We start from the raw sequence: 12,392 nt of genomic DNA, 5'->3' as shown, positions 1-12,392 counted from the left end.
CCGTAGCGTGTTCACATGACCATGAGCGATGCGCGCGGTGCGAGGGAACGCCTGGTGGTGATCGGCGGCGACGCCGCGGGAATGTCCGCGGCGTCGCAGGCCCGCCGGCTGAGGGGTCCGGACGAGCTGGAGATCGTGGCCTTCGAACGCGGCCACTTCACCTCCTTCTCGGCGTGCGGCATCCCCTACTGGGTGGGCGGCGACGTCCCGGAGCGGGACCATCTGATCGCGCGCACCGCCGAGGAGCACCGCGCGCGGGACATCGATCTGCGCCTGCGCACCGAGGTCACGGAACTCGACCTCGACCGGGGGCGGGTGCGGGCGCGGGACGTCGACTCCGGCGCCGAGTCCTGGACCTCGTACGACAAACTCGTGATCGCGACCGGCGCGCGGCCCATCCGCCCGGCGCTGCCCGGTATGGACGCCCCCGGGGTGCACGGCGTGCAGACCCTGGACGACGGGCAGGCCCTCCTCGACACGCTGACCCGCACCCGAGGGCGGCGCGCGGTGGTCGTCGGCGCCGGGTACATCGGCGTGGAGATGGCCGAGGCGATGATCAACCGCGGCTACGAGGTGACGGTCGTCAACCGCGGCAAGGAGCCCATGGCCACCCTCGACCCCGACATGGGGCGCCTGGTGCACCGGGCCATGGAGGGTCTGGGGATCACCATGGTCAACGACGCCGAGGTCACCAAGCTGCTCACGGGGGACGACGGCAGGGTGCGGGCGGTCGCCACGGAGGAGGCCGAGTACCCGGCGGACGTCGTCGTCCTCGGCATCGGTGTCCGTCCCGAGACGGGCCTGGCACGGGCCGCCGGGCTCCCCCTGGGGGACCACGGCGGCCTGCTCACCGACCGCTCCATGCGGGCGCTCGGGCACGAGAACGTCTGGGCCGGCGGCGACTGCGTGGAGGTCCTCGACCTGGTCTCCGGACAGCAGCGGCACATCCCGCTCGGCACGCACGCCAACAAGCACGGTCAGGTCATCGGCGCCAACGTGGGCGGCGGCTACGCCACGTTCCCGGGTGTCGTCGGCACGGCGGTCAGCAAGGTGTGCGACCTGGAGATCGCCCGCACCGGGCTACGGGAGAAGGACGCCCGCCGCGTGGGGCTGCGGTTCGAGTCGGTCACCATCGAGTCGACCAGCCGCGCCGGCTACTACCCGAACGCCTCCCCGATGACGGTGAAGATGCTCGCCGAACTCCGCACCGGCCGCCTCCTGGGCGTCCAGATCGTCGGCCGCGAGGGCGCGGGCAAACGCGTCGACATCGCGGCGGTCGCCCTCACCGCCGGCATGACGGTCGAACAGATGACGTCCCTGGACCTCGGCTACGCCCCACCGTTCTCCCCGGTCTGGGACCCCATCCTGGTAGCAGCCCGCAAGGCGACAACAAAAATCAGGGCGACCGTTTGAAAGGGGGGCAGGTTCAGCGCCCCTGAAAGGGGCGCGGGGAACTGCGCGACAAGCCCCAACGAACCCGCACCCCGCAACGCGACCGCACCCCTACGGCGCCCCCCGAAAACCCCTCACGCCGTCCCATTGATCCTCTCGATCGCCTGCCGCGCCTGCTCCGCCGGCGGACGAGAAGGCAACGACGCCACAGAGGCAGTCGGCGCCGGCGCAGGCGCCGGCACCGGCTGCTCCCCCGCCGGCTTCGCATGCGCAGCACTCCGCGAGGACCGCAAGCGATGCCCCACCGCCTCATCCAGCGTCACCGCCCGCCCCGTCCGGGCGGCGAGCCGCCCCGCCTCCTGCCCGAGCCGGGCGACGTCCTCCCACGGCAGCCGCACCACGAGCGTGAGCTCGGCCTCTCCGTCGGGCGTCGCGTGCATCGCGGTGGGCACTCGGTCGTTCATCGCCTGTTCCTCCACGTCGGCCCCGCGGCCCCTGCCCCGCGCCGCGGGCGGTTGAAGAGACATACGCGCCGCCGCGCGGCGGTGTTCACCGACCGCCCGCCGGGCACTAGGGGAACGTGGTCATCCCCGTCCATGACGTGAACCCCGCGCGGCGCACCCCCTGGGTGACGTACGCGCTCCTCGCGGCCAACTTCGTCGTCTTCCTGTTCTTCACGCCGGGCGTCATCGGCTCGCTGACCGGTGGGAGCGATCTGGCCGACCTGTGCGACCTCCAGGCGTTCCTGGACCGCTACGCGGCGGTGCCGCGGGAGCTGATCCACCACCGGATGCCGAACGTGGTGCCCACGGGTGACACGGGGGTGGGCCCGCAGGGTCCGGGATGCGTGATCGGGCCGCCGGGCTACGACAAGTCGCCGGAGCTGAGCGTCCTGACGGCGATGTTCCTGCACGGCGGCTGGCTGCACCTGCTGGGCAACATGCTCTTCCTGTGGATCTTCGGCAACAACGTCGAGGACCGCATGGGCCCCGTCCGCTTCCTGCTCTTCTACCTCGTCTGCGGCTATGTCGCCTCGTACGGCTTCGCCCTTCTCAACGCCGACTCGGGTGAGCCCCTGATCGGCGCCTCCGGGGCGATCGCGGGGGTGCTGGGCGCGTATCTGGCGCTGTATCCGAAGGCGCGCGTCTGGGTGCTGGTGCCGTTCCTGATCTTCCTGCCGCTGCGGCTGCCCGCCTGGATCGTGCTGGGCATGTGGTTCGTGCTCCAGGCGGTGTACTCCTCCGGCGAGGGCGTCACCGACGCCGGGACGGTGGCGTACGTGGCGCACGTCGTCGGATTCGTGGTCGGCATGCTGCTCGCCTGGCCGCTGCGACCGGGCACTCCCCCGCCGCCCGAGCCGCGCGGCATCCTCTTCGGCCGACGGGCACGGCCCGACTGGCGTTAGACACCCGACGAAACGGCACCGGGCCGGAAGGTGTCCGAAACTCGCCGTAGGACGGCGGCTCACGACGCCGGTCCGCTACGCGCCCTTCGCGGCGAGTGCCGCCACCAGCACCGGGGTGACCTGCTCCACCTGCCAGGGCCGGGCGCCGTGGCCGGCGAGGGCCGCGGCCACGGACTCGGCGTCCACCACCGCGGGCGGCTCCCAGCACACCCGGCGCACGGTGTCCGGGGTGATCAGGTTCTCCGCCGGCATGGTGAGCCGCTCGGCGAGGGCGGTGACGCCCGCGCGGGCGGCGGACAGCCGGGCCGCGGCCGCCGGGTCCTTGTCGGCCCACGCGCGCGGCGGCGGGGGGCCGGTCACCGGCTGGCCGGGCTGGGGCAGCTGGGACTCGCTCAGGGACTTCGCCCGGTCGACGGCCGCCTGCCACTGCTCCAGCTGACGCCGCCCCACGCGCTGTCCGAAGCCGTTGAGCGCGGCCAGGGCGTGCGGGTTGGCCGGCATGGCGAGCGCGGCCTCGACGATCGCGGCGTCGGAGAGCACCTTGCCCGGCGAAACGTCCCGGCGCCGGGCGATGCGGTCGCGGGTCTGCCACAGCTCCCGTACGACGGCCATCTGGCGGCGCCGGCGCACCTTGTGCATGCCGGAGGTGCGGCGCCAGGGGTCCTTGCGGGGCTCGGCGGGCGGTGCCGAGGCGATCGCGTCGAACTCCTGGAGGGCCCAGTCCAGCTTGCCCTGCCGGTCCAGCTCCTTCTCCAGCGCGTCGCGCAGGTCGACGAGCAGTTCGACGTCGAGGGCGGCGTAGCGCAGCCAGGGCTCGGGCAGCGGGCGGGTGGACCAGTCGACGGCGGAGTGGCCCTTCTCCAGGACGTAGCCGAGTACGCCCTCGACCATCGCGCCGAGCCCGACGCGGGGGAACCCGGCCAGGCGTCCGGCCAGCTCGGTGTCGAAGAGGCGGGTGGGGACCATGCCTATCTCGCGCAGGCAGGGCAGGTCCTGGGTGGCGGCGTGCAGCACCCATTCGACGCCGGACAGCGCCTCGCCCAGCCCGGACAGGTCGGGGCAGGCCACGGGGTCGATCAGCGCGGTCCCCGCGCCCTCGCGGCGCAGCTGGACGAGGTAGGCGCGCTGGCCGTAGCGGTAGCCCGAGGCGCGCTCGGCGTCCACGGCGACGGGGCCGCTGCCGGCGGCGAAGGCGGCGGTCGCCTCGGCGAGGGCGGTCTCGTCCGCGATCACGGGCGGAATGCCCTCGCGTGGTTCCAGCAAGGGGATCGGCGCCTCCGTAGCAGAAGATCCGCCGTCGTCCGGAGGGGCGCCTCCGGTGGTTCGCAGTGAGCTGTCTGCTGCGGTGTCGTGGGCGTCGGTCACCTGTCAAGGGTATCTGTGCCATGAAGGCGCCCGTCGACGGTCGCGTTCCGTGACGGGCGCCGGTAGGTCGTATTCCGGTCAGGAGGGGGAAAGGTCGTGTTCGTGTGTCCGTGGGGAGGGCGGGGCGGGACGGTCAGTGGATGATGCCGGTGCGCAGGGCCACGGCGACCATGCCGGCGCGGTCGCCCGTCCCGAGCTTGCGGGCGATGCGGGCGAGGTGGCTCTTGACGGTCAGGGCGGACAGGCCCATCGAGACGCCGATCGCCTTGTTCGACTGGCCCTCCGCCACCAGCCGCAGCACCTCGACCTCGCGGCCGGACAGCTCGCGGTAGCCGCCCGGGTGGCTCGGGGCACCCGGGGGGCGGCGGTGCAGGCGTGCGGCGGCGGCGCCGATGGGGGCGGCACCGGGTCGGGTGGGGAGCCCGAGGTTGGTGCGGGTGCCGGTGACGACGTACCCCTTCACTCCGCCCGCGAGGGCGTTGCGCACGGCGCCGATGTCGTCGGCGGCGGAGAGGGCGAGGCCGTTGGGCCAGCCCGCGGCGCGGGTCTCGGAGAGGAGGGTGAGGCCGGAACCGTCCGGCAGATGGACTTCGGCGACGCAGATGTCGCGGGGGTTGCCGATGCGGGGACGAGCCTCCGCGACGGACGAGGCCTCGATGACGTCGCGCACACCGAGCGCCCACAGATGGCGGGTGACGGTGGAACGGACGCGGGGGTCGGCCACGACCACCATGGCGGTCGGCTTGTTCGGGCGGTAGGCGACCAGGCTTGCGGGCTGCTCGAGGAGAACGGACACCAGGCCTCCTGGGGTTCGGGACGGGGCCGGCTCGCGAGGGGGAAGCCGGGACGAAAGGTGCTTTCAAGGTCACAGTCGTCTTCGGCAATAAACCTGGTGTCCTTTAACGAATGATCACGAAGTGATGAGTAACAATCCGACCAATTCGGACACGCGATCGATCATTCGAAGATCGAACGGTTTCGGTCTGCGTCACAACGCTTCCGAAAGTGGCCGTATCGACAAAGAGATGGACGGCGGTGACGGCCGGGAGCCCCGAGCGGGGAACTCAGCGCGACTGCGGCCCTCTCCGCTGCGGCAGCGTCACCACGGACGCGTCCCCCGGAGCGGCCGGCGGCAGCCCCGCGACCTGCGCCAGCAGATCGGACCAGGCGACCAGATGGGCGGCCGCGTCCGGGACCCCGTCCAGGCCCTCCCGGGGCGTCCAGGAGGCGCGGATCTCGATCTGCGAGGCGGCGGGCCGCGCGGACAGCCCGCCGAAGTAGTGGGAACTCGCCCGCGTCACCGTGCCGCTCGGCTCGCCGTACGTCAGTCCGCGCGCCGACAGCGCGCCGGTCAGCCAGGACCAGCACACGTCCGGCAGCAGCGGATCCGCGGCCATCTCCGGCTCCAGCTCCGCGCGGACCAGCGTCACCAGACGGAATGTGCCGCGCCAGGCGTCGTGGCCGGCCGGGTCGCACAGCAGCACCAGCCGGCCGTCGGCCAGATCCTGCTCGCCGTCGACGACCGTCGCCTCCAGCGCGTAGGCGTACGGGGCGAGCCGCTTCGGCGCGGGCGTGGGCTCCACCTCGATCTGCGGCCGCAGCCGAGCGCTCCGCAGCGCCTCGACGGCGGCCCGGAAGGGCGGCGGAGGCGCACCTCCCTGTCCGGGGTCCCCTCCGGTCTCCTTCGGTTCGTCCATTCCGCCAGCGCCGTCCGACAGTCGTCCCTGAGCCGCAGCCATGCGGGGAAGATTAAGCGGAACGGGCCCCCGGCGCAGGGAGGGACACCCGCGCCGCCCGGGGGTGTCCGGATCCCGTCCCGTGGCCGCCCCGTACCGGGTGCCCTGCGGTCCGGGGAGGCGGACGGGTCGTGCGAGACTTGCCGATGTGAGTGCCAACGCGAGCCCGACGGGCCAGACGCCGACCGCGACCCCCCATCCCGTCAAGGACGACGCAGTCAGGGAATCAGCCTTCCTCAAGGCGTGCCGGCGGGAGCTGGTGCCGCACACGCCGGTGTGGTTCATGCGGCAGGCCGGGCGCTCACTGCCGGAGTACCGCAAGGTGCGCGAGGGCATCGGGATGCTGGAGTCCTGCATGCGGCCCGAGCTGGTCACCGAGATCACTCTCCAGCCGGTGCGCCGCCACCACGTCGACGCGGCGATCTACTTCAGCGACATCGTCGTCCCGCTCAAGGCCATCGGCATCGACCTCGACATCAAGCCGGGCGTCGGCCCGGTCGTCGAGCAGCCGGTCCGCACCCGCGCCGACCTGGCCCGGCTGCGCGACCTGACCCCCGAGGACGTCTCCTACGTCACCGAGGCCATCGGCATGCTGACCCGCGAGCTCGGGTCCACCCCGCTGATCGGCTTCGCCGGCGCCCCGTTCACCCTCGCCAGCTACCTCGTCGAGGGCGGCCCGTCCCGCACGTACGAGAACGCCAAGGCGATGATGTACGGCGACCCCGAGCTGTGGGCCGACCTGCTCGACCGCCTCGCCGCGATCACGGCCGGGTTCCTCAAGGTCCAGATCGAGGCCGGCGCCGCCGCCGTCCAGCTCTTCGACTCCTGGGCCGGCGCCCTCGCCCCCGCCGACTACCGGCGCTCGGTGCTGCCCGCCTCCGCGAAGGTGTTCCGCGAGGTCGCCGACTACGGCGTCCCCCGCATCCACTTCGGCGTCGGCACCGGTGAGCTGCTCGGCCTGATGGGCGAGGCCGGCGCGGACGTCGTGGGCGTCGACTGGCGCGTCCCCCTCGACGAGGCCGCCCGCCGTGTCGGCCCCGGCAAGGCGCTCCAGGGCAACCTCGACCCGACCGTGCTCTTCGCCGGCCGGGAGGCCGTCGAGACGAAGGCGCGGGAGGTGCTGGACACGGCCGCGGGGCTGGAGGGCCACGTCTTCAACCTCGGCCACGGCGTGATGCCGTCCACCGACCCGGACGCCCTGACCCGACTCGTGGAGTACGTCCACACCCGCACGGCGCGCTGAACCCACCGCGTACGCGCCGGACGCGCGTCGGACCCCGGGGGGCGGGGTACTGGGCACGGGTGACCACCACGTTCGCTCCCGGGTAAGGGCAGGCGGAGGCGCCATGAGGCTCCAGATGTTCGACCCCGCCCCGATCGGTGTCGTCGTCACCGAGGGGCCGGAACACCGGCTGGCGTACACCAATCAGGTGTACCGGGAGACCTTCGGCGACCGCCCGCTGGGCCGGACCATCCGCGAGGCCTTTCCCGACCTCACGCAGTCCGGCTACTTCGACATGTTCGACCGGGTCCTCACCACCGGCACGGCCGAGGTCCTCACCGCGGTGCCCGTCGACCTGGCCTACCCCGACACCGACGGCAGGCGGACGCGCTACTTCTCGTTCAGCGTCTCCCGCGCCGTGATGAGCGACGGCCGTCAAGGGGTGCTCGGCGTCATCGTCGAGGTCACCGAAGGGGTGACCGCCGCCCAGCGGATCCGCGTCCTGTCCGAGGAACGCCGCCGCGCGCTCCAGCGCTACCGCAGCCTCGTGAACGCCGGATCCCAGATCGTGTGGGTGACGAGCCCCAAGGGGCAGGTGACCGAGCCGAGCCCCGGCTGGACGCGGGTGACAGGACAGAGCTGGGAGGAGTTCCGCGACGACGGCTGGGTGGACGCGCTCCATCCCGACGACCGCGCCGCCGCCGTCGAATCGTGGTACCGGGCCGTGACCGAACCCGTGCCGCGCTGGACCCACACCTACCGGCTGCGACTGGCCACGGGGGGCTACCGGCACTTCGCCGTCGACGCCGCACCGGTGTACGACGGGGACACGGTGACCGAGTGGATCGGCACCTGCACGGACGTCGAGCAGGAGTGGCAGGAGACCCGCCGTGACGCGCTGCTGGCGCGGGCCACCGCCGCCACGGCCGGCATCGTGCGGCTGGAGGAGATGCTCGCCGCCCTCGCCGGTGTGATCGTGCCCGACATCGCCGACAACTGCACGATCCACCTCCTGCCGCACGCCCTGCACCGCCCGCCGGGCACCCCGCTGACCGCCGAGCGGGTCGCCGCCGTCACCCGCCCGGGGCTGCCGGACCTGCCCCCGCACCACGAGGAGCACCTGCGGTCCGGCAGTCCGCTGGCCCGCGCCGCCGACGGGCGCCGCCCCGTGCACGCGGTCTTCCCGCCCGGTGAGGCTCCGCCCGACCTCTGCCCGCCCGAGTCCGCTCCCTGGCTGGCCCCCGGCGCCAACAGCGTCGTCCTGCTCCCCGTCGTCGTCGACGGCACCACGGCCGCCCTGGTCACCGCCTCGGTCAGCGGCGACCGCCCACCCCTCGGCCAGGCCGAGATCGGCCTGCTCCAGACACTGCTGGAACGGGCCCACACCCCCCTCAGCAACGCCCTGGAGTACCAGCGCACCCGGCAGGTGGCGCTGGCCCTCCAGCGCAGTCTGCTCACCGATCCGCCGGACGTGCCCGACCTCGGCATCGCCGTCCGCTACCGGCCCAGTACCGCGGCCGCCGAGGTCGGCGGCGACTGGTACGACTCGTTCGTGCTGCGCGACGGCGCCACCGTCCTCACCATCGGCGACGTCTCCGGCCACGACCTGCCGGCCGCCGTCACCATGAGCCAGGTGCGGAACATGCTCCGCGGACTCACCCTGGACCGCCAGGAACCGACCGGCACGATCCTGCGCCGGCTGGACGTCTCCCTCCAGACCCTCTACCTGGAGTGCACCGCCACCTGTGTCCTGGCCCGCGTCGAACGCCCGGAATCCGGCGGCTTCCAGCTCCACTACTCCGTCGCCGGGCACCCGCCGCCCCTGCTGATCGACGCGGACGGCACCGCGCGCTTCCTGGTCGCGGCCCGCTCCCCGATGCTCGGGCTGGACCCGGAGCCGGAGTACGCCAGTGCCGTGGAGCCACTGCTGCCCGGCTCGACCCTGCTGCTGTACACCGACGGGCTGGTGGAACGCCGCGAGGAGGACCTCACCGTCGGCCTCGAGCGGCTGCTCCACCACGCGTCGACACCCGCCGGCCGTCCCCTGGAGGCGTTCTGCGACACCCTGCTCGCCGAGCAGCTGACCGTCGACAACGACGACGACGTGGCGCTGCTGGCGCTGCGCCTGCCGCCGGCGTGAGCCCTACTTCGTCGCTCCCCTCATGAACCCGTTGTAGATGAAGCGCTGGAGGAAGAGGAAGACGATCAGGGTCGGCAGGATGACCAGGACCGCGCCCGCGGAGATCGTCTCCCAGTGCGCGCCGAAGGGGCCCTTGAAGCGGAACAGCGACGTCGAGATCACTCCGAGGTCCTCGGAGGGCATGTAGAGGAAGGGGATGTAGAAGTCGTTGTAGACGTTGATCCCCTTCACGATCACCACGGTCGCGATCGCCGGCTTCAGCAGGGGGAAGATCACCTTGCGGTAGACCGTGAACGCGTTGGCGCCGTCCAGACGGGCCGCCTCGTCCAGGGAGACCGGGATGGAGCGGATGAACTGAAGGAAGATGTAGATCGACACGATGTCCGTGCCCATGTAGAGCGCGATCGGCGCCCACAGGCTGTCGAACATGCCGAAGCTGTTGACGATCTGGAAGGTCGCCACCTGGGTGGTGACCCCGGGGACCAGCGCGGCGAGCAGGAACAGGGCGACGACCAGCTTCCTGAAGCGGAAGTGGAAGCGGTCGATCGCGTACGCCGTCATCGAGCCGATGAGGATGGTGCCGCCGACGGCGACGACCAGGATGACCGCCGTGTTGCCGAAGGCGGACAGCATCTGGCCGTCCCGGAACGCGGTCACGTAGTTGTCGAGGTTCAGCGGGTCGTCGGGCAGGGCCAGCGCCCCGCTGCCGTCCGCCATCTCCCCGGAGGTCTTGAGCGAGGTCAGCAGGACCACGGTGAGCGGCAGCAGGACCACGAGCGTCGCCAGGACCAGCGACAGGTACATCAGCGCGCGGGCCACGGTGCGGCGGGTCATACCAGGTCCACCTTGTCGTCGGGGACGATGCGCCGCTGCACCCAGGTGACCGCCAGGACGATCAGCAGCAGGACGACGGCGGCGGCCGAGGCGAGCCCCGTCTTGTTGAACTGGAAGGCCAGCTTCACCGTCTGGATCACGAACGTCTCGGTGCCGGTGGCGCCGCCGGTCATGATGTACGGGATCTCGAAGACGGACAGCGAGCCGGAGACCGAGAGGATCACGCTCAGGCTCAGTACGGGTTTGATGCCGGGCGCGATGATGTGCCGGAACTGGTGCCAGCGGCTCGCGCCGTCGATCTCGGCCGCCTCGTAGAGCTCGCCCGGGATGGACTGGATCGCGCCGAGGAACAGGACGAAGTTCAGCCCGAGGTGGCGCCAGACGGAGACGCCGGCGAGCGAGGTGTTCGCGGAGAACGGCGTGCCCAGCCAGGCTCGGTCGGTGTCGACGCCGAGCAGGCCCAGTACGGAGTCGAGGGTGCCGCCGTCCTGGAAGAAGTAGAGGAAGACGAAGCCGATCGCCACCCCGTTGATCAGGTACGGGAAGAACAGCACGCCCTTGAAGAAGTTCCGGAAGCGGACGTCGAAGCTGAGGATCGTGGCGAAGTAGAGGGCGAGGACGATCTGCACCACGGATGCGGCGAGGTAGTAGCCGCTGACGAAGAAGACCTCGAACAGCTCGGAGCGGGTGAGGAGTTCGGTGTAGTTCTCGGTGCCCGTGTAGGTGAGCTCCGGGCTCACGCCGTCCCAGTCGGTGAAGCTGTACGCGATCATGTTGGCGATCGGCGCGTAGGTGAAGGTCAGCAGCAGGGCCAGCGGGGCGATCAGGAAGAGCCACGGGGTGAGGTGGCGCCAGGTGCGGGCGGCGCGCGGCGCGGGTGCGGCCCGTTTCGGCCCGGCGGGCGCGGCCGGGGACGCCGGCCGCGCCGCCTTGCGGGTGGTGTCCGTCATCAGGACCCCAGCGAGTTCCGCGCCTCGGCCCAGCGCTTGCCGAGGTCGCCGAGGTAGTCGTCCAGGCTGCCCTCGCGCGCGCCGCGGGCCAGGTCGACGAGTTCCTGGCGGTAGTCGGGCTTGTAGATGCCGACCTCGGACTGGTTGTCGATGGACTTCACCTCGGCGCCCTTGGCGTCGTCGAGGTCGAGCAGCTTCACGCCCTTCTCCTCGTACGGCTTGAGCACGTCGGGCAGCGGGGCGTCCTTCAGCGGGGAGAGGGCGAGGTTGGCCTGCGCGTAGCCGGACTTGTCGGTGAACCAGTCGATCCAGGCGCGGGCGGCGGCCTTGTTGTCGGAGTTGACGTTGACGGCCTGCTGGTAGTCCGGGGAGGTCACCGCGCAGAACACGCCGTCCTTCTGGGCGGGGAAGGGCATGAAGCCGATGTCGGCGGGGTCGGTGCCGGCCTGCTTGGCGGCGTCCTGCATCTGGACGACGGCCCAGGAGCCGAGCCACATGGTGGCGATCTCGCCCTTGGCCAGTCCGGGCTTGGACGCCTCCCAGTTGGTGGTGGTCGGGTCCTTCTCGATCAGCCCGCCGCGCACGATGTCGTGGAGCAGGGTGTCGCCCACGCGCAGGTCGGCGCCCTCGGCCCACGGGTCGCCCTCGGCGAGCTGCGTGGTGGCGTTCGTGTCGCAGCCGACGGAGCCGTTGACGTTGGTCCACTGGGTCAGCGGCCACATGTCCTTGAAGTTGGTGTAGTACGGCACCGCGTCGGTCCTCGACCTGATCGCCTTCAGGTCGTCGAGGAACTCGGCGGGCGTGGTGGGCCAGTCGGTGACGCCTGCCTCGCTCCAGACCCTCTTGTTGTAGATGAACCCGGGGACGACGCCGACGGGGCTCTGGCCGTAGACCTTGCCGTCGACGGTTGAGTAGTCGGTGAAGCGGTACTTGGCGCCGCGTTCCGCCTCGGTGCCCAGGGAGGCGAAGAACTTGGGGTAGTCCTTCTTCTCGATGACCGCCGGGATCATGAGGACGTCGCCGTAGTTCTCCGTGTTCATACGGATCTTGACCTCACCCTCGTAGTCGGTGAGGCCGTCGAACTCGACCTTCACCCCGGGGTAGGTCCTGTTGAACTCGGCGGCGTACTTCTTCATCGTCCCGTCCTGCACCAGGTCGGTCCGGTGGGTGAGGACCGTGATGGACCCCTTGACCTCGGACGGGTCGTCGGGGGCCTTGGCGTCCGCGCCCTCCGAGGAGCCTCCGGTGCCCGTGCAGGCGGAGGCCAGGAGGGCGAGGAGGGCGAGCGATCCGGTGAGTGTCGTGCGGCGGTTCAGGTGCATCACGGCTCCGTTCACGGGGCGGACGA

At 71.6% G+C, this 12,392-nt stretch carries 11 protein-coding genes; 4 read left to right on the top strand and 7 right to left on the bottom strand.

Annotated features, from left to right (window positions below; translation table 11 throughout):
- The first annotated feature begins 15 nt into the window (after nt 1-15).
- A complete protein-coding gene (locus ACZ470_RS37335) occupies nt 16-1,413 on the top strand; it encodes an FAD-dependent oxidoreductase (protein WP_468434409.1) in 1,398 nt (465 codons plus the stop codon).
- A gap of 113 nt (nt 1,414-1,526) precedes the next feature.
- On the opposite strand, the gene ACZ470_RS37330 is transcribed toward ACZ470_RS37335, so the two are convergent.
- Entirely contained in the window at nt 1,527-1,856 is a 330-nt protein-coding gene (locus ACZ470_RS37330; RefSeq protein WP_468434408.1) for a hypothetical protein, read from the bottom strand.
- 116 nt (nt 1,857-1,972) lie between these two features.
- On the opposite strand from ACZ470_RS37330, the gene ACZ470_RS37325 reads away from it, so the two are divergent.
- Entirely contained in the window at nt 1,973-2,797 is an 825-nt protein-coding gene (locus ACZ470_RS37325) for a rhomboid family intramembrane serine protease (RefSeq protein ID WP_468434407.1), read from the top strand.
- 75 nt (nt 2,798-2,872) lie between these two features.
- Here the strand turns inward: ACZ470_RS37325 and ACZ470_RS37320 are convergent, their stop codons facing one another.
- The 3 genes from ACZ470_RS37320 to ACZ470_RS37310 all read right to left on the bottom strand — a co-directional run bounded on the left by ACZ470_RS37320 (nt 2,873) and on the right by ACZ470_RS37310 (nt 5,901).
- Complete coding sequence (locus ACZ470_RS37320) at nt 2,873-4,162, bottom strand: ribonuclease D (RefSeq protein WP_468434406.1); 1,290 nt, start codon at nt 4,160-4,162, stop codon at nt 2,873-2,875.
- 133 nt (nt 4,163-4,295) lie between these two features.
- The gene (locus tag ACZ470_RS37315; protein ID WP_004923664.1) at nt 4,296-4,958 is read right to left on the bottom strand and encodes a helix-turn-helix transcriptional regulator; all 663 of its coding nucleotides are present in this window, start codon (nt 4,956-4,958) and stop codon (nt 4,296-4,298) included.
- A gap of 268 nt (nt 4,959-5,226) precedes the next feature.
- On the bottom strand, nt 5,227-5,901 hold the full coding sequence (locus ACZ470_RS37310) for a DUF3000 domain-containing protein (protein WP_468434405.1): 675 nt from the start codon (nt 5,899-5,901) through the stop codon (nt 5,227-5,229).
- Between the two features lie 145 nt (nt 5,902-6,046).
- On the opposite strand from ACZ470_RS37310, the gene hemE reads away from it, so the two are divergent.
- A complete protein-coding gene (hemE, locus tag ACZ470_RS37305; RefSeq protein ID WP_468434404.1) occupies nt 6,047-7,141 on the top strand; it encodes a uroporphyrinogen decarboxylase in 1,095 nt (364 codons plus the stop codon).
- Nucleotides 7,142-7,244: 103 nt separating this feature from the next.
- Nucleotides 7,245-9,260 carry a SpoIIE family protein phosphatase gene (locus ACZ470_RS37300; RefSeq protein WP_468434403.1) on the top strand — a complete coding sequence of 672 codons (2,016 nt, stop codon included), beginning with the start codon at nt 7,245-7,247 and terminating at the stop codon, nt 9,258-9,260.
- A 3-nt stretch (nt 9,261-9,263) separates the two neighbouring features.
- Here the strand turns inward: ACZ470_RS37300 and ACZ470_RS37295 are convergent, their stop codons facing one another.
- The 3 genes from ACZ470_RS37295 to ACZ470_RS37285 are packed head-to-tail and all read right to left on the bottom strand — an operon-like array spanning nt 9,264 to nt 12,366.
- The gene (locus ACZ470_RS37295) at nt 9,264-10,094 is read right to left on the bottom strand and encodes a carbohydrate ABC transporter permease (RefSeq protein ID WP_468434402.1); all 831 of its coding nucleotides are present in this window, start codon (nt 10,092-10,094) and stop codon (nt 9,264-9,266) included.
- Nucleotides 10,091-11,044 (bottom strand): carbohydrate ABC transporter permease, encoded by a 954-nt coding sequence (locus tag ACZ470_RS37290; RefSeq protein ID WP_468434401.1) that lies wholly within the window; start codon nt 11,042-11,044, stop codon nt 10,091-10,093. Before ACZ470_RS37290 ends, ACZ470_RS37295 begins: the two co-directional genes overlap by 4 nt.
- The gene (locus ACZ470_RS37285; RefSeq protein WP_468434400.1) at nt 11,044-12,366 is read right to left on the bottom strand and encodes an ABC transporter substrate-binding protein; all 1,323 of its coding nucleotides are present in this window, start codon (nt 12,364-12,366) and stop codon (nt 11,044-11,046) included. The genes ACZ470_RS37290 and ACZ470_RS37285 overlap by 1 nt, the downstream gene beginning before the upstream one ends.
- Nucleotides 12,367-12,392: the final 26 nt, after the last annotated feature.

The organism is Streptomyces sp. NPDC031111 (genome assembly GCF_055570675.1).
This window is presented reverse-complemented; position numbering and strand designations above follow the sequence as displayed.